The sequence below is a fragment of the Amphritea sp. HPY genome (assembly GCF_050870985.1).
Lineage (GTDB): Bacteria > Pseudomonadota > Gammaproteobacteria > Pseudomonadales > Balneatricaceae > Amphritea.
On record NZ_CP194015.1, the window covers coordinates 136,547 to 153,401 of the forward strand.

Annotated in this window: 21 protein-coding genes; 16 read left to right on the forward strand and 5 right to left on the reverse strand. The window is 49.0% G+C overall.

The window, feature by feature from the left end; all coding sequences use genetic code 11:
• Positions 1–73 precede the first annotated feature (73 nt).
• From ACQUQM_RS00615 to ACQUQM_RS00645, 7 genes are all read left to right on the forward strand, one after another.
• Positions 74–424 (forward strand): rhodanese-like domain-containing protein, encoded by a 351-nt coding sequence (locus ACQUQM_RS00615; RefSeq protein ID WP_432472539.1) that lies wholly within the window; start codon positions 74–76, stop codon positions 422–424.
• Positions 425–567: 143 nt separating this feature from the next.
• Positions 568–1,338, forward strand: a complete 771-nt coding sequence (locus ACQUQM_RS00620; protein ID WP_432472540.1) for a ceramidase domain-containing protein — start codon at positions 568–570, stop codon at positions 1,336–1,338.
• 357 nt (positions 1,339–1,695) lie between these two features.
• Entirely contained in the window at positions 1,696–2,787 is a 1,092-nt protein-coding gene (locus tag ACQUQM_RS00625) for a TRAP transporter substrate-binding protein (protein ID WP_432472541.1), read from the forward strand.
• 80 nt (positions 2,788–2,867) lie between these two features.
• Positions 2,868–3,404, forward strand: a complete 537-nt coding sequence (locus ACQUQM_RS00630; protein WP_432472542.1) for a TRAP transporter small permease subunit — start codon at positions 2,868–2,870, stop codon at positions 3,402–3,404.
• A gap of 12 nt (positions 3,405–3,416) precedes the next feature.
• Complete coding sequence (locus tag ACQUQM_RS00635) at positions 3,417–4,706, forward strand: TRAP transporter large permease (protein WP_432472543.1); 1,290 nt, start codon at positions 3,417–3,419, stop codon at positions 4,704–4,706.
• A gap of 409 nt (positions 4,707–5,115) precedes the next feature.
• The gene (locus tag ACQUQM_RS00640) at positions 5,116–6,474 is read left to right on the forward strand and encodes a cache domain-containing protein (RefSeq protein WP_432472544.1); all 1,359 of its coding nucleotides are present in this window, start codon (positions 5,116–5,118) and stop codon (positions 6,472–6,474) included.
• 20 nt (positions 6,475–6,494) lie between these two features.
• Entirely contained in the window at positions 6,495–7,148 is a 654-nt protein-coding gene (locus ACQUQM_RS00645; protein ID WP_432472545.1) for a response regulator transcription factor, read from the forward strand.
• 47 nt (positions 7,149–7,195) lie between these two features.
• Here ACQUQM_RS00645 and ACQUQM_RS00650 read toward each other — a convergent pair whose 3' ends face one another.
• Positions 7,196–7,744 carry a DUF924 family protein gene (locus ACQUQM_RS00650; RefSeq protein ID WP_432472546.1) on the reverse strand — a complete coding sequence of 183 codons (549 nt, stop codon included), beginning with the start codon at positions 7,742–7,744 and terminating at the stop codon, positions 7,196–7,198.
• A 262-nt stretch (positions 7,745–8,006) separates the two neighbouring features.
• Here ACQUQM_RS00650 and ACQUQM_RS00655 point away from each other — a divergent pair, with 262 nt between their 5' ends.
• From ACQUQM_RS00655 to ACQUQM_RS00665, 3 genes are all read left to right on the forward strand, one after another.
• Entirely contained in the window at positions 8,007–8,702 is a 696-nt protein-coding gene (locus tag ACQUQM_RS00655) for an aspartate/glutamate racemase family protein (protein ID WP_432472548.1), read from the forward strand.
• Between the two features lie 20 nt (positions 8,703–8,722).
• Entirely contained in the window at positions 8,723–9,544 is an 822-nt protein-coding gene (locus ACQUQM_RS00660; RefSeq protein WP_432472549.1) for a PhzF family phenazine biosynthesis protein, read from the forward strand.
• A 73-nt stretch (positions 9,545–9,617) separates the two neighbouring features.
• Positions 9,618–10,061: an Lrp/AsnC family transcriptional regulator gene (locus tag ACQUQM_RS00665; protein ID WP_432474880.1), complete on the forward strand. Its 444-nt coding sequence runs from the start codon at positions 9,618–9,620 to the stop codon at positions 10,059–10,061.
• 39 nt (positions 10,062–10,100) lie between these two features.
• On the opposite strand, the gene ACQUQM_RS00670 is transcribed toward ACQUQM_RS00665, so the two are convergent.
• Positions 10,101–10,985, reverse strand: a complete 885-nt coding sequence (locus ACQUQM_RS00670) for a DMT family transporter (RefSeq protein WP_432472550.1) — start codon at positions 10,983–10,985, stop codon at positions 10,101–10,103.
• A gap of 299 nt (positions 10,986–11,284) precedes the next feature.
• Positions 11,285–11,734 carry a MarR family winged helix-turn-helix transcriptional regulator gene (locus ACQUQM_RS00675; RefSeq protein WP_432472551.1) on the reverse strand — a complete coding sequence of 150 codons (450 nt, stop codon included), beginning with the start codon at positions 11,732–11,734 and terminating at the stop codon, positions 11,285–11,287.
• A gap of 184 nt (positions 11,735–11,918) precedes the next feature.
• Between ACQUQM_RS00675 and ACQUQM_RS00680 the strand changes: the two genes are divergently transcribed.
• The 4 genes from ACQUQM_RS00680 (at position 11,919) to ACQUQM_RS00695 (ending at position 12,980) form a co-directional block, all read left to right on the forward strand.
• Complete coding sequence (locus ACQUQM_RS00680; protein WP_432472552.1) at positions 11,919–12,128, forward strand: hypothetical protein; 210 nt, start codon at positions 11,919–11,921, stop codon at positions 12,126–12,128.
• 77 nt (positions 12,129–12,205) lie between these two features.
• The gene (locus tag ACQUQM_RS00685) at positions 12,206–12,415 is read left to right on the forward strand and encodes a hypothetical protein (RefSeq protein ID WP_432472553.1); all 210 of its coding nucleotides are present in this window, start codon (positions 12,206–12,208) and stop codon (positions 12,413–12,415) included.
• A gap of 78 nt (positions 12,416–12,493) precedes the next feature.
• Complete coding sequence (locus ACQUQM_RS00690; RefSeq protein WP_432472554.1) at positions 12,494–12,703, forward strand: hypothetical protein; 210 nt, start codon at positions 12,494–12,496, stop codon at positions 12,701–12,703.
• A 76-nt stretch (positions 12,704–12,779) separates the two neighbouring features.
• Complete coding sequence (locus ACQUQM_RS00695; RefSeq protein ID WP_432472555.1) at positions 12,780–12,980, forward strand: hypothetical protein; 201 nt, start codon at positions 12,780–12,782, stop codon at positions 12,978–12,980.
• Between the two features lie 144 nt (positions 12,981–13,124).
• Here the strand turns inward: ACQUQM_RS00695 and ACQUQM_RS00700 are convergent, their stop codons facing one another.
• Both ACQUQM_RS00700 and pbpG read right to left on the reverse strand, forming a co-directional pair.
• Positions 13,125–13,811, reverse strand: a complete 687-nt coding sequence (locus ACQUQM_RS00700) for a hypothetical protein (protein ID WP_432472556.1) — start codon at positions 13,809–13,811, stop codon at positions 13,125–13,127.
• 336 nt (positions 13,812–14,147) lie between these two features.
• Positions 14,148–15,128 carry a D-alanyl-D-alanine endopeptidase gene (gene pbpG, locus ACQUQM_RS00705; protein WP_432472558.1) on the reverse strand — a complete coding sequence of 327 codons (981 nt, stop codon included), beginning with the start codon at positions 15,126–15,128 and terminating at the stop codon, positions 14,148–14,150.
• Between the two features lie 299 nt (positions 15,129–15,427).
• Here pbpG and ACQUQM_RS00710 point away from each other — a divergent pair, with 299 nt between their 5' ends.
• The gene (locus tag ACQUQM_RS00710; RefSeq protein WP_432472559.1) at positions 15,428–16,366 is read left to right on the forward strand and encodes a nucleoside recognition family protein; all 939 of its coding nucleotides are present in this window, start codon (positions 15,428–15,430) and stop codon (positions 16,364–16,366) included.
• A gap of 64 nt (positions 16,367–16,430) precedes the next feature.
• Entirely contained in the window at positions 16,431–16,790 is a 360-nt protein-coding gene (locus ACQUQM_RS00715; RefSeq protein WP_432472560.1) for a GFA family protein, read from the forward strand.
• Positions 16,791–16,855: the final 65 nt, after the last annotated feature.

Consider the following 16,855-nt stretch of genomic DNA (forward strand, 5'->3'; position numbering starts at 1 on the left):
TTAGCGTTATACTAATATTAAAAACAGCTGATCTTTAAGGGCATTTCTTCCGTCACCTATACGAGTAATTATTATGATAAAAACCGCCGGCGAATTGATCGCTGAAGCTCAGGCAAAGGTTGATTGTCTTGATGTGCAATCCGCCAAAGCATTATATGAGCGTTCAGAGAATGCCTTTATTATCGATGTGCGGGAGGCTGATAGTGTGGCATCTGACAAACTTGCAGAGTCCACACATATCTCTCGCGGTTTAGTCGAAATGAAAGTGCCGAAACTCTGTTCTGATCCAGATGCATTAATTTTGACGCACTGTGGCGGTGGTGGTCGGGCATCACTGGCCGCTTTAACGCTACAGGACATGGGGTACACCAATGTCCACGCTATCACGGCAAAATTCCAGGACATAAAGGATACTTTTGAGTAGCCGGTAGTAGAGGGTCCAGGCAAAAATATAACAGGTTTATCAACGATCGGCCTTCGGGCAGGAACGCGAAAAGCGTGGCTTCCTCACAACGCGGCCCGTTATAAAAGCGTTATGTGCAGTAACAGACATTCATCGAGTGTTGTATGCGGATATTAGAAGAAAAAAACGGCATAATTTTGATAGCGTTATCTGCCATTGCTGTATCTGCCTTACTCCTTATGAAGGGGCCAATACCTCAAGCTATTGAGTACCATAATTTCTCCGATACGAGAACTTTTCTATCTATCCCTAACACGCTTAATGTCTTGTCCAACTTGCCATTGTTATTTGTTGGCCTGGCAGGGGTTTATAGCTTAGTTGGTTTAACAAAAGACAAACTTAAAATTCATAATAACAGAGCTGCATACTACGCCCTTTTTGGTGGTGCGGTTCTCGTTAGTATCGGTTCAGGCTATTATCATTTGTGGCCAGACAATCAAACCCTGGTTTGGGATAGACTGCCAATGACGATCACATTCATGGCTTTTTATTCGATTGTCATTAGTGAGTTTGCGTCTGAAAAACTAGGTAGCAAGCTTCTGATACCTTTGCTATTTGCAGGCATTCTGTCAGTTCTGTATTGGTGGCTTTCTGAGGAAATGGGCTCAGGAGATCTTCGTTTTTATGCGGTAGTTCAATTTTTTCCAATAATTACAGCGCCAATTTTTCTGGTTTTTTTTAAGTCTGGATATAATTTGACAGGTTACTATTGGCTGCTCCTGTTTGCGTTCGTATCAGCAAAACTGTTCGAGCATTTTGATAGTCAGGTGTATGCATCATTATCGTTCATAAGCGGGCACTCTCTTAAACATATTATGTCTGCAGTTGGGCTGTATTTTTTATTATTATCATATAAAAAACGGGGGTACAGCTAACAAGTTGGACGCAGCAAACTGTACCAGTGTTTTAAGCATGAGGTTTTACTTTTCTGAGTACGCTAATCTCCTCTCCCTCCCCAATAAAAAAAAGAAATACCTTACCCTCCTAATGCACCTCAGTAGTTCTACTGAGTATCTCGGTAAAACTACTGATCTTCCTCTACGTAGTCTTTGTCGGTTGTTTGCGCAGTAACCCGAATGGGATCGATAGCAGGCTTTCGTCACACTGTTTGTCATGCTGGTGCCGTCTCAATTGGCACCCTTTGGTAGTTACCCGGGCGATTAGTTCCGGTCGGCTGCCCTCACTGATGATCTTCCCGAGTGGGAAGTTGCAAACAGAGGATGACAATAACAATGCTAAAACTGAACTTTGCAAAGAAGCTTGCAGCTGTCGCGGCTTGTACCGCGTTGCTGGCGAGCCCACTGATGGCGGCGGAAAAGGTTTATCGCCTGAAACTGGCTGAAACCTGGCCGACCAACTTCCCGGTATTTGGCGATGCGACCAAGAATATGGCGGCACTGGCTGAAGAGATGTCTGACGGTCGCCTGAAGATTACTATCGATTCTAAGAACAAGCATAAAGCCCCGTTCGGTGTTTTCGATATGGTCCGCTCCGGTCAGTATGATATGGGCCACTCGGCGTCTTACTACTGGAAGGGTAAGGTACCTAACACCCTGTATTTCACCACGATGCCGTTCGGTATGACCGCGCCGGAACAGTATGGCTGGTTCTACTACGGTGGCGGCCAGGAGTTGATGGATGAGGTGTACGGTAAGTTCAACCTCATGTCATTCCCGGGTGGTAACACCGGTAACCAGATGGGCGGTTGGTTCCAGAAAGAGATCAACTCGCTGGAAGACCTGCAGGGTCTGAAGATGCGAATCCCTGGTTTTGCCGGTGAAGTGATGGCTAAGCTGGGCGCTAAGCCGACGAACATTCCGCCGGGTGAGCTATACACCGCATTGGAGCGTCGTACTATCGATGCGTTGGAGTGGGTCGGTCCGTCACTGGATCTGCGGATGGGTTTCCACAAGATCGCACCGTTCTACTACACCGGCTGGCATGAGCCTGCGACCGAACTTCAGTTCATGATCAATAAGAAGAAGTTCGAAAGCCTGCCTGCAGATCTGCAGCAGATCCTGAAGACTGCAATGCGTACTGCGGCGTATGACATGTATATCCAGTCTTACAATGATTCTGGCGAGAACTGGGACAGCATGAAGAAAGAGTTCCCGAATATTCAGGTCAAGTCATTCCCGGCAGATGTTGTCGCGGCGATGCGTACAGCTAATGCTGAGCTGCTGGCTGAGAAAGCGGCGGCTGATCCACTGGCTAAGAAGATCCTCGATTCTCAGGCTGAGTATATGAGGAAGTCCCGCGCCTGGACCGAAATCTCGGACAAGGCTTACCTGGACAGCGCTGCTAACTTGCCCCTTTCAAAGTAAGCGCCTGATCTGAATGTCACACTGCGGCCTGTCTCTGATCTTCAGAGCAGGTCGCTGCAGTTTTAATTGCGGGAGCGGCCATGTTGTTAGTCAGACTCGAGCAGATAATCAACGGCTTTTCTGAGCTGTTGGGTAAGATCTCTGCGGTGCTTTTTATAGTCATGCTGTTTAACGTCTTTATCGACGTGATCATGCGTTATCTGTTGAACGATGTATCGATCGGTATGCAGGAGCTTGAATGGCATCTTTACGCGGCGGTGTTCCTGCTTGGCGTACCTTATACCCTGAAAACCGGCGGCCATGTACGGGTCGATCTTATCTATGAACGTCTCACCGGCAATACGAAGGCGTTGATCGATATGTTTGGCACTGTGCTGCTGTTGATGCCGTTCTGCGCATTGGTCGGTTGGTACGGTATCGGCTTCGCCTGGGAATCATTTGAGCTGGGGGAGACCTCCGGCGACCCCGGTGGTTTGCCTTACCGCTGGCTTATTAAAGCGGTTATCCCGTTTGCTTTCTTCTCTATTTTTATCAGTGGCCTGGGACTGTTTCTCAAGTCATTGAATATCCTGCTTGGCCAGCGTCAGGCGGATAACTACCAACCCCCACAGCATTAAGAGGCGTTTACGATGATTGGTATTGTCATGTTTGTTGTGGCGCTGTTGATGCTGTTAGTAGGCTTCCCGGTTGCCTTTACTTTTGGTGGTGTAGCGCTGGCTTTCGGTGTTTTTGCCGAAGGTCCTGAGCTGTTTGCGTTTATGCCGTTCCGCATCCAGAGCATTATGGAAAATACGGTACTGATGGCAGTGCCGCTGTTTATCTTTATGGGCATCGTGCTGCAAAAGACCCAGCTGGCGGAACAGTTGCTGGAGTCGATGGGTAAACTGTTTGGTGGCGTGCGCGGCGGTCTGGCTATCTCTACCGTATTAGTTGGCGCCTTGCTGGCGGCTTCTACCGGTGTTGTGGGTGCCTCGGTCGTCGCGATGGGTCTGATCTCGCTGCCAGTGATGCTGAAGTATAAATACGATAAATCCCTGGCCTGCGGCACTATCTGTGCGTCCGGCACATTAGGGCAGATTATCCCGCCGTCTATTATCCTGATTATTCTCGGTGATGTGCTGGGTATCCCGGTCGGTGACCTGTTTAAGGCTGCGGTAGGCCCAGGCTTTATCCTGATCGGCGTGTATGTTATTTACATTCTGGTTTACGCCTGGATGAAACCAGAGGCCGCCCCGGCGATGCCGATGGATGAAGATGTAAACAGTAAGCGGGAGCAGTATGTTAAGGCCCTGAAAGCGATTGTGCCGCCGTTGGCGCTGATTCTTATCGTACTGGGTTCTATCTTTGCGGGTATCGCGACACCGACTGAATCGTCTGCTTTGGGTGGTGTGGGCGCTATTGCACTGGCGGCGATGTATGGCCAGTTCAGTTGGAAGATGGTACTTGATTCTGCATCTGAAACCGTAAAAGTAACGGCGATGGTATTTGCTATCCTGCTGGGCGCGACTGCGTTCTCGATGGCCTTTACCTATACCGGCGGTGACTACATCGTAGAAGAGCTGTTGTCTGACCTGCCTGGCGGTGCAACCGGCTTCCTGATCTTGTCGATGCTGGCGATTCTGGTGCTGGGCTTCTTTATCGACTTTGTTGAGATCAGCTTTATCATCGTGCCGATTCTGGCACCGGTGGCCGATGCATTGGGTATTGCCCCGGTATGGTTTGCTATCCTGATTGCGATGAACCTGCAAACCAGCTTTCTGACACCACCGTTTGGTTTCAGTCTGTTCTATCTGAAAGGGGTGTCACCACCGGATGTGCGCACGGTGGATATCTACCGTGGAGTGATGCCGTTTATCCTGATGCAGGTCGCGGTGGTTATCTCGATACTGTTGTTCCCAGGGTTTTATGGGTTGAATTAATACAATACCGATACTGTTGAGTTTTTGTGGGAGGGACGCCTCAGTGTCGATAGTTTGGTTTATTGCCAGGTTCAGATTATCGCGACGGGGCGTCGCTCCCACATAGTTAGATTTTAATTATGAACTGTGGGAGGTACGCCCCCGTGCCGATAGTTTGGTTTATTGCCAGGTTCAGATTATCGCGACGGGGCGTCGCTCCCACATAGTTAGATTTTAATTATGAACTGTGGGAGGTACGCCCCCGTGCCGATAGTTTGGTTTATTGCCAGGTTCAGATTATCAAGACGGGGGCGTGCCTCGCTACATGGAAGGCTAAGATATAGCTGCACTTGCTGATTAACTCTCAAAGAGCAACAAAGTTCAGGCAACGATATACTGAAACTCAATAAGTCATGCTGTAACCGATTTTATGAAACGTGTTGTAACCTCACTCAAGACAAAAATGCTGCTGCTGTCGATCATTCCGCTGATCATTGTGACGGTGGCGATCACCCTGATCAGCCTGAATCAGGCGCGGCAGTTGTCTGAGCAGGAGATACAGACCTTCGAGGAAAACCTGCTGCGCTCAAAGCGGCAGGAACTGCAGCACTATGTGGGTTTGGCGATGACTTCAATCGCTCATGTTGTAGCGGAGGCAGAGCCGGGAGATAAGGTCGCCGAGGCGGAGGTGAGACGGATATTACATAGCCTGACTTTCGGTGATGATGGCTATTTCTTTGTTTATGATAAGCAAGGGGTCAACCTGGTGCATCCGATTCAGCCGGAGTTGGTGGGGCAAAACCTGTCGGGCCTGCAGGATCGCAATGGTAAGTATGTGATTCGTGATCTGCTGCAGCTGGCGCAAGAGGGCGGTGGCTTTTACCGCTATATCTGGCGTAAGCCTTCAAAAGGCGATCTGGAAGATAAGCTCAGCTACGTGGTTCAGATTCCGAAACTGAACTGGATGATGGGCACCGGGCTGTATATCGATGATATAGCTAATGAGGTGGCGGCTACCCGGGAGAAGGTGACCCTCAATATCCGTAATACCTTTTTTACCGTAGTGGCCATTCTGGCCGGGACGGTGATCGTGATTGCCCTTGTGGGGCTGGGTATCAATGTCCATGCGTCACAACTGGCGGATGCCCGGTTGCGGCAGGTTGCCCACCGTTATGTTCAGTTTCAGGTTAACCAGCGGCGTAATTTTGCCCGCGAACTGCACGATGGTATCAACCAGCTGATGGTGTCGGTAAAGTTCCGGATTGAGCTGGCCCGCGACAAGCTGCAGCCTCAGGAAGCAAAAGCCATAGCTGAACTGGATAAAGGCAGCGAAGCGCTTAATCAGGCGATCCAGGAAGTGCGGCGAATCTCTCACGATCTTCGTCCGATTCAGCTTGATGACCTGGGGCTGGAATCTGCGCTGCACAGTATGGCTGATGAGTTTGCGGAGCGTACCGGAACCGATACCAAGGTTCGATTGGAGCTACCGGAACAACGGCTGCCGGATGATATTGAGATTACCCTTTACCGCCTTACCCAGGAAGCGCTGACCAATATTGAGCGACATGCTGAGGCTGATGCAGTAGACCTGCATATATGGCAGGATGAGAACCTGATCTGGGTTGAAATCAGGGATGACGGCCAGGGTTTTATCACCCATGATAAACAGGGTGATGGTATCGGGTTGTTGAATATGCGTGAGCGTACCGAGTTGCTCAGCGGCCACTTCAGTATCCGTAGTAAGCCCGGTGCCGGTACCCTGATACGAGCTGGTTTTTCCCTTTTATAATTGGTGACAGAAGTAACGCGATGATAGCTGACAAAATACGGGTCGTTCTGGTTGATGATCATCCTCTGGTGCAGGAGGGGATTATTGCCCGGCTGGAGACTGAAGCCTCGCTGGAAGTTGTCGGAGCCGCCAATGATGGCGCACAGGCGCTACAGCTGATCGCCGAGGTGAAGCCTGATGTGGTATTGATGGATATTTCGATGCCGGTGATGAACGGCTTTGAGGCAACCGAACGGCTGCGGGCTGAACAGCCGGATGTGCGGGTGCTGATCCTGAGTATGCACGAAAGCCGTGAGTATATTTTAAAGCTGATTCAGTGCGGCGCCGCCGGCTACGTGCTGAAAGATGTTTCGTCCGTTGAGTTGATCACCGCGATTAAAACCGTACACAGTGGCGCGACTTACTTCAGTGCTGGCGCGTCGCAGTCACTGTTCAGCCAACCTGATTTACAGCCGCAGGCGGATGCCGATAATCAGGAAGAGGCGCTGACTGGAAGAGAGACCGAAGTGCTGCGGCTGTTGGCCGAAGGTGCCAGTAACAAAGAGGTAGCACGTAAGCTTGATATCTCAGTAAGAACTGCGGAAAGTCACCGTCAGAATATTAAGAACAAGCTGGATATCCAGACCGCGGCGGGTCTGGTCCGGTATGCGATCGAGCATAAGCTGATCGATTAATTTAGATTCTTTCCCTTTCCCTCATTTTCGCTTAATCACCCCCGCCGCTAAAAACTTGAACCGGGTTGATTCAGAAACTCGATCTCTTGCGGGGTTGAGGTCCGTCCCAGTATCGTATTACGGTGCGGATAGCGGCCAAACTGTTCGATGATCTGTTTGTGTCGCAGCTCGAAGTCCAGATTATCCGGGTTGCCACTGGCGCGGTAGAGTTGCTCCGCCACCTCATGAATTGTTAACGACTCACTGTGCATGAAGGGCAGGAAGAGGAAACTTCTTTGCTGTTCATCGACCTCGGCATCGCTGCCCAGCATGATCGCTTCCTGTGCTAACGCCAGCGCCAGTGGATCGGCAGCAAAAGCTAGGGGAGTATTACGATAGATGTTGCGGGAAAACTGATCGAGCACAATGATCTCGGCGAGCCGGCCCTGATGTTGTTGCCGCCAGCGATAAAGTTCACAGCGGGCCGCCTGCTCATGAATATCTGAAAACCTGTCACGGATCAGCTGATCAAATTGTTCATCGACCTGCCACCATTGTGCGGGTTCAATCTCTTCAAACCAGAACTGTAAAACATCCATATAGCTGCTTTGGTTCATTGCCCGGTCCTGTTTTGTTGATGAAAGTTTACGCTAAAGATATGCCAGCTTAGTCCTTTTTCACCCTTTTAAAAACGGCAAAAGTGGCAAAACAACAAAAAGGCAAAACTAAAAAAAGACCCTGTATCAGCGATGGAAAAGCGCTGATCATCAGATCTGTACTGCTTAATCCGATTGAAACTGACTCTGTATTCTCAGCTTTAGCTGTTGATAATTGAAGACAGTAAAGGGGAAAGCTGGTCAGGGGAGAAAAGAGGAAGTTATGAAAACTATCGGCATGCTGGGTGGTATGAGCTGGGAATCTACCACCAGTTATTACAAAGCGATTAACGAAGGCGTTAAAGCTAAACTGGGCGGTTTTCATTCCGCTAAAATCGCACTCTACAGTGTCGATTTTTCCGAAATTGAAACCCTGCAGCACCAGGGGGACTGGCAACAAACCGCCGATATCTTAAGCGCAGCGGCCCGCTCAGTTGAAGCCGCAGGTGCCGATTTCCTGCTGATCTGTACTAACACTATGCATAAAGTGGCACCGCAGATCGAAGCCGGTATATCAATTCCGTTGCTGCATATTGCCGATGCAACTGCAGAGCAGTTACTGGCTGATGGTGTTAAGACTGTAGGACTGCTGGGTACAGCATTCACCATGGAACAGGATTTTTATAAAGGTCGGCTAAGCGACAAGTTTGGTATTGAGATGATAGTGCCTGATTCAGAGCAACGGGCGGTGGTGCATAAGGTTATCTATTCCGAGCTATGTCAGGGCAGGATCAATCACCGCTCACGCAAACAGTATCTGGATATTATTGCTCAGTTACAGCAACAGGGTGCCGAAGCGATAATTCTCGGTTGCACCGAAATAGCCCTGTTAGTGCAGCAAGAGCACACCGCTGTACCGCTCTATGACACGACAGAGATTCATGCTGCTGCGGCAGTCACTTTTGCGCTACAAAAATAACAGATAAAGAGAGGTCTGATATGAAGTTAAGAATGAATGTTATCGATGCATTTACCGACAGCAATTTTAAAGGCAACTCAGCCGCCGTTATTATTACCGAAGAGTGGCTTGCGGATGAGCTGATGCAATCAATTGCGATCGAAAACAATCTCTCTGAGACAGCGTTCGTTAAGCAAATTAACCCGCAATATTTTGAGATACGTTGGTTCTCGCCTATGACCGAAATCGATTTCTGCGGTCATGCGACCCTGGCATCTGCGTTTGTTATTTTTGCCGATAACGCGGAGCTTAAAACGATCACCTTTTATGCTGAGGCGGTGGGGGAGCTCACCGTTAGTCGTGCTGCGAACGGTTATATCGAGATGAGCTTCCCGAACCGGAAGCCTGAACTGGTCAGCGATATCCCTGCCGATCTGTTACAGGGCCTGTCGATTGAGCCGGTTGAAGTGCTGCAGAGTGAGCAGGCTTATTTTGCTGTCTACGCGAATGAAGCTGATGTGCTCGAAGTGGCGCAAAATAAAGAACTGATTAAAAAACTGGCACCTTATGATGTGGTCGTTACTGCACAGTCAGTTACTGCAAAATCGGCTACCGCACAGTCAGAAAAAGTCGATTTCATCTCCCGCTATTTCTGGCCCGCAAGTGGTGGCGATGAAGACCCTGTGACCGGTTCGATCCATGCAGGGTTAGCGCCGTACTGGGCTGAACAATTGGATAAACCGGAACTGACCGCTTACCAGGCCTCTGCCCGTGGTGGTGTCCTGTTATGCCGTGTAGCAGAAGATCGGGTCTACGTTTCAGGTCAGGCGGTACAGTATCTGGAAGGTTATATAACCGTTTAATTGTTTAGACCTTGAAAGGAAGGGCAGAAGTGACGATAGTAGATGCTCCTTTTGCCGCCTCCTTTTTGTGACTATGAACGATACGATTAACCGTAAAATACTCGCTGCCTTGCAACAGAATTCCCGTATCTCTTACGCAGAATTGGGTAAACAGGTGCACCTGTCTGCCCCGGCGGTGGCTGAACGTATTCGTAAACTGGAAAGTGCCGGTGTTATCAGCGGTTATACCCTGAAGGTTGATCTGGATAAGCTGGGTTATCCGATCGTTGCGTTGGTGCAGTGCAAGGTGTTTCGTACTAAAGAGCGGCAGTTTAAAGCGCTGGTGCTGAGTTATGACGAGGTGATTGAATGTCATAACGTGACCGGTGAACAGGCTTTCCTGATAAAGCTGGCGGTACAATCAATGTCTCAGCTGGATCTGATTCTGGAAGCTTTCTGTGACCTCAGTGATACTAACACGATGATGATCCTGTCCACCCCGGTAGAGCGGGCCCTGCCTGAAACCTACTTCAACTAATTGTTGTATTAACAGCAGAGCAGGGCGCTCAGGTTCATCTTAGCTCTGCACCATCGCAGCTCTGCTTTTACGGCTCGGCCATTGGCTGACCAGCATCCCCGCCAGCATCAGGCTGCAACCCAGAAGTTCCTTGCTGCCGAAAGTTTCGTCCAATAATAACCAGCCGCCGAGCACCGCGAATATCGCCTCTGTCGATAGGATCAGTGCGGTAATACTCGGTTGTATTTTACGCTGGCCAATAATTTGCAGGGTGCAGGCGATGCCGCTGGAAGCGACCCCGGCATATAGCAGCGGTAGCCAGGCGGCCTGAAAATCCACCAGTACCGGGGTCTCATAAAGTATGGCTGCGATGGTTGCCCAGAGTGCAGCGACCAGGAACTGACTGATAGACAGGCCAATGGCATCCACCTTACGGGACAGCCAGCCAATTATTATTACGTGAGCAGTCCAGAACAGCGCACCGATAAGCTCCAGCAGGTCGCCATAACCGATAGTAAGGTCAGGACCAATCGAAAGGCTGTACAGTCCCAGAACAGCCAGAATCACACCGCTCCAGGTCTGGATGTTAGTACTTTGCCCGAGCAGAATACCGGCCACAGGCACCATCACGATATACATGCTGGTAATAAATCCGGCGTTGCCTGCGGTCGTGTACTGCAGACCGATCTGCTGAAAACTGAATCCCCCGAACATCACTGTTCCGGCAGCAAGTCCGCCAAACAGCAAGGTCTTTCCCTGAGGCAGGCGCTTTTTGGTCATTAAAAACCAGAGTGGCAAAAGTGACAGAGCACCAAGCATAAACCTTGCTGCGTTAAAGCTGTGAGGACCCAGATACTCCATACCCGCACTCTGCGCGACGAAGGCAAAACCCCAGATAGCGGCAACACAGATCAACAGCAGGTGAGAGGGGCTAACAAAAGGCATTCGCTATACTCCGGCGCAAGAATAAATAAAGGAGAGCTATTTTAATGAGGCACCGCGAAAAGGAACAGTTAAAGACTAATGATTAAATAGTATGTAGCCATAATTAATATGGTTTAGTTGCCTGTTTGCTTTCGAATCGAAAGCGTGGAGCTTTTGCTTGCACTGCTAGCGGGTTAAAGAACAGAACCCTGCCAACTATGAATCTGGAAGTGAGTAATTGGCTATGGCCGATAGTCGGTGCATAGGTTATCTCAGATAAGCTGATGATAACCCTCAAATACTATACCTTGTCGTTATTGTTATGATTTGCTGCACAGCCCCGTGTGCAGCTCATCGCATAAACGCTTCAGCGTCATCTTATCTTCTTCTGACAAGCAACTTTTACAGGCCATCGTCGCAGACATTTTGAGTGCTTGCTGTTTTAAAGCGATGCCTTCATCAGTCAGGCTGACAATGCATGATCGCTCATCCTGTTTACAGCGCTCTCGTAAAACCAGGCCTTTTGCCTCCATTCGTTTGAGCAGGGGCGTTGTCGTACCAGAGTCCATGTGCAGCTTTTTACCTAATGTTTTGACATTAAGCGCATCGCCACTCCAGAGCACCAGCATGGCCAGATACTGTGGGTAGGTGAGATCAAGACTATCCAGTATTGGGCGATAAGCCCGAACCATTGCGTTTGCAGCACTATAAAGAGAGAAGCAGGAGAGGTTTTCCAGCTGCAATGAAGACTCGTCAAATTCAATAGTCATAAGTTTATTCCTAATTATTATTTATTAATTGCTCACAATTAACTTGCACGCAAGTTTAATTGAGAATAGTATTGTTCGCAAGTTGCTAGCGCACAAGTTACTTGTGTTCAATCAACACCCGAATCTTAGCATGAATAAATCGAGTCACACCCCTTTTTTTATAAAACAGTTTAAGGAACACATTATGAAAACTCTGATCACTACAATCGCTTTAACATCCGCGCTGGTTGCCGGTTCTGCAGTAGCCGCAGGTTCAGTCCAACTGGAACAACTCGGTGGCGGTATCGCTTTCGATAGTCGCTCGCACTACAGCAGTAAAGAACTGGTTACGATCGATGGCGCAAATGTATCACGCGGCCACTTTGGAGAAGAGCTGTATAGCGGCAGCAAATAAGCAATAACGCTGATTACCTGATTGTCGTTCGCAACATCTAAAGCGAGCTCTATCACCCAACTTTAAGGAAATACATCATGAAAACTCTGATCTCCACAATCGCTTTAACATCCGCACTGGTTGCCGGTTCCGCAGTAGCCGCAGGTTCAGTCCAGCTGGAACAACTCGGTGGCGGTACCGCTATAGATAGCCACTCGCATTTCAGCGGTAAAGAACTGGTTATGACCGATGGCGCAAATATACCACGCGGTCACTTTGGAGAAGACCTGTATAGCGGCAGCAAATAAGGAATAAGTCTGATTACCTGGTTGTCGCTCGCAACATCTTAAAGCGAGCTCTATCACCCAACTTTAAGGAAATACATTATGAAAACTCTGATCTCTACAATCGCCTTAACATCCGCACTGGTTGCCGGTTCCGCAATAGCCGCAGGTTCAGTCCAGCTGGAACAACTCGGTGGCGGTATCGCAATAGATAGCCACTCGCACTACAGCAGTAAAGAACTGGTTACGATCGATGGCGCAAATGTATCACGCGGCCACTTTGGAGAAGACCTGTATAGCGGTAGCAAATAAAGATGTCCGTGAATACCTGATAGATGCCTGTGATAGATAAAACAGGCTTTATCACACCAAAATTGAGGAATAGATTATGAAAGCACTGATGACTACTATCGCCTTAACAACAACTCTGGTTGCCGGTTCTGCAATAGCATCAACAAACTCTGAAGCGGGCTTAGATATTGTGCTACAAGGAACGTTTCACCATAACACTGAAACACTGGTGATTATCGACGGTCCTACTATGCCTGGCTTTAGCCTGGATTCTGAATTTTATCTCGGTGGTAACTAAGTCGTGGCGTATATGGCAAGAGCCGCCCTGTTAAGACAGAGGCGGTTTTTTTATAACTGATGTATAGCGGTGAGGGTGTTGTTACTGAGATCACAAATAGTATTCAGACTATCAGTAAGAAGCTCTGAACCGAAAGAATCCATTTTAACTGACATTGACTGCCTTTTCGCAGCGCTTTCGATAGCAAAAAAACTGAATGATTATCCCGAGTTTTAACAGTGCGCTGATACTGCCCAGCAACAGCAATGGCCAACCGTCGGTGAACCCCAGAACAAGTCCAAACGCTACGTTAGCCAGATCTTTGCACATAAAAATCGCGTTCATCGGTAGAGAGAGTACGCCGGTGGTTTTCTCTTTATGAATTTTGCGTATCTGCTGAATACCGCCCTGTAACATTACCAGTGTTGCACCCAGGGCTAGTACTAGCGATGTTGAACGCCCGACTACCAATACATCCTCCCGATAGATAAAAGCCAGACCGGCAATAGCCATACAGACCAGACCGGTAATGAAAGGTATTTTCTGCGATATACGGTCCCTGTCGATATAGATTTCATACAGAATGGTCAGCGTCATTAAGGCTGCGAACAACCGCGTGACAAACATATAGTACTCAACCTCATCGAGCATGATTGAGTACAGAAAGAAGGCATAGAAAGCGATGAAGCTGGAAAAGAACGCGTTGGCCGAAATTGATTGCGTGGCATAGCCGATAGTTTTTGATAGCCCGTCAGCCTTACGTTTTCTGATCCGTCGAAGCTGATCAACAAGACCAAACAGGCAACCAATAAAGAATATGGAACTGAGCATTCCTACTGCGTTATATAACATCGTGACCCTTGAAAACGAAGAAAACGGGACTCTGGAGAAGAGTCCCGTTATTTGATTATTCTTTATCAGACAGAATGCGGATTGTAACCGTTATCGATGGTTATTAAACGCCTGAAAACGGCATTCTTTTTACTTCAAACCGTCGCTGACATCGGCCCATAGTCGGTATAGCCGGCAGCGCCTTCGGTATAAAAGCGGTTGGTATCCGGCTCGGTCAGCTCCGCTTTTGTTTTATAGCGTTAAACACTGTCGTTGATTTAGTTAGCCAAAAAAAACGCACCGGATAATTAAATTGGTGCGTTCCATATTGCGTTTTGGTACGCTTTTTCGTTTTGGTTACTTCAAAGCCACCTGTTCCGGTTTCAACTCTTTCAGCTTCTGACGCTGATAATGTTTCGCCGTGCTGCTTATCTTGCCGCTTTCACCGGTGGTGATCCAGCGTTTGATACGGCCGGCATCACCGACCGGGGTGCGCTTGCCGTAGGAATTGAGCATCACCATTACCACATCACGGCCTTCGACTTCGGTCATCATCACCAGACAGCGGCCAGCTTCGTTAAGATAACCGGTTTTAGTCAGATCGATATCCCAGCTTTTACGGTGGACCAGTACGTTGGTATTGCCGTATTGCAGTCGGTAGCGGGGTTTCTTGAAACGGGCGGTGAAACCTCGAGTGGTACTGAATTCAGTTATCTCAGGGTAAGTGGCTGCAGCTGCCACCATTTTTGCCAGGTCGCCTGCGGTGGAAACGTTTTGTTCCGAGAGGCCGGTGGGGTCAACAAAACGGCTGTTGTTCATACCCAGCTGCTGGGCCTTGCGGTTCATCGCCTTAACAAAAGCAGTTATACCCCCGGGGTATGTATGGCCCAGCGCTGAGGCCGCCATATTTTCTGAAGACATCAGTGCGATTCGAATAACATCTTTTCGGAGCAGGGTAGAGCCGACCCTGATCCGGGTGTAATAGTTATTGTTGGCCTGGCGTTGTTGCTTGGTAAACAGGATTCGCTCATTCATAGGTTGCTTGGCATCAAGCACTACCATCGCAGTCATCAGCTTGGTGATCGATGCGATCGGCATAACCAGGTCGGCATTTTTCTCAAACAGTGGGGCTCTTGTTGTGCGATCAACGACGGTTGCGCTGACCGAGGCTAACTGGATCTTTGAACTGTCCAGGTTGCCAAACTGTTGGGAGATCTTAGATGCAGCAGCCAGCTGGGTCGAGACGATCGCTTCAGTCTGCGCGCCAGCCGGAGCAACTATCGCCATACTCAGACCGATAGCCGATATAAATCGGATTGTATTTTTTATTATGTCCACAATATTTTGCCTTTAAACAACGGGTGGTGTTCTGTGGCCCGCAGTAACAGTATTTAAGCCGGATAATCTACCATAGTCGGCAGGGTTATTGATTAGTTTAATTACTCATTTTTGTTTTTACTTGTCGTTATATTCAGTGCCTGTACTGAGTGTAGAGTGCGATGTTGCCAAAATTCAGGTGTCATAAGTCCTTTTTCTGGTCAGGCCAGCTGTAAAATAATTATTTATACCGCTGTAAGTTAGAATACACTCAACTTCTTTTGCCAGGTTTTTATACCGTTTTACAACAAGGACTTTCAGTGGAACAGATTATCACCCTTATTCTCGACTCCGGTCGTGCAGCTATCGATATGGCGCTCTATATATTGCTGCCGGTGATGGTGGTTATGCTGGCGATGATGAAATTGCTGGAGGCTAAGGGAATCCTGGCAATGATGGCGAACTGGCTGTCACCTCTGTTGAGGGTTTTCGGCATCCCGGGGCTGGGGATCTTTGCCGTGGTGCAGATCCTGTTTGTCAGCTTTAATGCGCCGGTGGCAACGCTGGCGATTATGGACCGTGACGGCACCGCCAGGCGGGCTATCGCAGCGACCCTGGCGGTGGTTCTGACTATGTCACAGGCTAATGTGGTGTTCCCGATGGCGGTGGTCGGGCTGGATGTACCGATGATAATGCTCACGTCACTGATCGGTGGTTTGATAGCGGCAGCCTGCACTTACTATATTTTTGCCCGGGATCCCGCGCTGGAAGACGACTACAGCCATGCCGAACATCTTGCGCCAGAGCTGCATGAGAAAAAGAATTTTATCCAGATACTGTCAGATGGTGGTCAGGAAGGAGTCAAAATAGTACTCAGCTCCCTGCCGCTGCTGATATTGGCTCTTTGCTTTGTGAACCTGCTTAAAGTGACCGGTAGTATCGAGTTGCTGACGCTGGTTTTGGCGCCGGTACTGGCCTTAGTGGATCTGCCGGAAGCCGCAGTACTGCCTATCGTGACTAAGTTCATTGCCGGCGGCACTGCGATGATGGGGGTGACACTGGATATGATTAATCAGGGTGCTCTGTCAGTGACTGATCTTAACCGGATCGCCGGTTTCATTACCAATCCTTTCGATGTTGCGGGTGTGGCTATTTTGTTGGCGGCGGGTAAGCGGGTCGCCGCCGTGGCTAAGGCGGCAATGCTGGGAGCCCTGATCGGCATCATTATTCGCGGCGTGCTGCATCTGATTATCTTCTGATGCGCTTGTAGCAAACCGCTGATAGAGCCTATCCTTAAACGTCTTATCAGCTCTGGAGATCGCTATGTCAGAAGTTAAGTTGTTTCACGGCCAGTGCCACTGCGGTGCTGTCGAGTTTGAGATTAAAACCGATCTGACTCCGGTTGTACGTTGCAATTGTTCACTGTGCAAACGTAAGGGCGCGGTAATGCACCGTACCGGCAGTGAGCACTTTCGTTTAATAAAAGGCGAAGATAATCTCAGTCTGTATCAGTTTCATACTCATAAAGCGGAGCATTACTTCTGCAAGACCTGTGGTATTTACACTCATCACCGGCCACGAATGAACCCGGCCCTGATCGGAGTGAATGTGGGATGCCTGGATGGGGTTGACCCGCTGGGGCTGGACAACATAGAGTTGATTGACGGCGCGGCATTCGATTAAACGCGTACACTATCAAGTAATTGGGTCATGTAAGCAATAGAGCCATGTAAGTATCAGCGCCGTTA

What these genes read in the sequence shown, in the direction of transcription:
- ACQUQM_RS00695 (WP_432472555.1), top strand. Translation starts at nt 12,780, where the DNA reads ATGAAAGCACTGATGACTACTATCGCCTTAACAACAACTCTGGTTGCC.
- ACQUQM_RS00630 (WP_432472542.1), top strand. Translation starts at nt 2,868, where the DNA reads ATGTTGTTAGTCAGACTCGAGCAGATAATCAACGGCTTTTCTGAGCTG.
- ACQUQM_RS00645 (WP_432472545.1), top strand. Translation starts at nt 6,495, where the DNA reads ATGATAGCTGACAAAATACGGGTCGTTCTGGTTGATGATCATCCTCTG.
- ACQUQM_RS00685 (WP_432472553.1), top strand. Translation starts at nt 12,206, where the DNA reads ATGAAAACTCTGATCTCCACAATCGCTTTAACATCCGCACTGGTTGCC.
- ACQUQM_RS00625 (WP_432472541.1), top strand. Translation starts at nt 1,696, where the DNA reads ATGCTAAAACTGAACTTTGCAAAGAAGCTTGCAGCTGTCGCGGCTTGT.
- ACQUQM_RS00690 (WP_432472554.1), top strand. Translation starts at nt 12,494, where the DNA reads ATGAAAACTCTGATCTCTACAATCGCCTTAACATCCGCACTGGTTGCC.
- ACQUQM_RS00650 (WP_432472546.1), bottom strand. Translation starts at nt 7,744, where the DNA reads ATGAACCAAAGCAGCTATATGGATGTTTTACAGTTCTGGTTTGAAGAG.
- ACQUQM_RS00665 (WP_432474880.1), top strand. Translation starts at nt 9,618, where the DNA reads ATGAACGATACGATTAACCGTAAAATACTCGCTGCCTTGCAACAGAAT.
- ACQUQM_RS00700 (WP_432472556.1), bottom strand. Translation starts at nt 13,811, where the DNA reads ATGTTATATAACGCAGTAGGAATGCTCAGTTCCATATTCTTTATTGGT.
- ACQUQM_RS00670 (WP_432472550.1), bottom strand. Translation starts at nt 10,985, where the DNA reads ATGCCTTTTGTTAGCCCCTCTCACCTGCTGTTGATCTGTGTTGCCGCT.
- ACQUQM_RS00660 (WP_432472549.1), top strand. Translation starts at nt 8,723, where the DNA reads ATGAAGTTAAGAATGAATGTTATCGATGCATTTACCGACAGCAATTTT.
- ACQUQM_RS00615 (WP_432472539.1), top strand. Translation starts at nt 74, where the DNA reads ATGATAAAAACCGCCGGCGAATTGATCGCTGAAGCTCAGGCAAAGGTT.
- ACQUQM_RS00620 (WP_432472540.1), top strand. Translation starts at nt 568, where the DNA reads ATGCGGATATTAGAAGAAAAAAACGGCATAATTTTGATAGCGTTATCT.
- ACQUQM_RS00675 (WP_432472551.1), bottom strand. Translation starts at nt 11,734, where the DNA reads ATGACTATTGAATTTGACGAGTCTTCATTGCAGCTGGAAAACCTCTCC.
- ACQUQM_RS00715 (WP_432472560.1), top strand. Translation starts at nt 16,431, where the DNA reads ATGTCAGAAGTTAAGTTGTTTCACGGCCAGTGCCACTGCGGTGCTGTC.
- ACQUQM_RS00635 (WP_432472543.1), top strand. Translation starts at nt 3,417, where the DNA reads ATGATTGGTATTGTCATGTTTGTTGTGGCGCTGTTGATGCTGTTAGTA.
- ACQUQM_RS00655 (WP_432472548.1), top strand. Translation starts at nt 8,007, where the DNA reads ATGAAAACTATCGGCATGCTGGGTGGTATGAGCTGGGAATCTACCACC.
- ACQUQM_RS00680 (WP_432472552.1), top strand. Translation starts at nt 11,919, where the DNA reads ATGAAAACTCTGATCACTACAATCGCTTTAACATCCGCGCTGGTTGCC.
- ACQUQM_RS00640 (WP_432472544.1), top strand. Translation starts at nt 5,116, where the DNA reads ATGAAACGTGTTGTAACCTCACTCAAGACAAAAATGCTGCTGCTGTCG.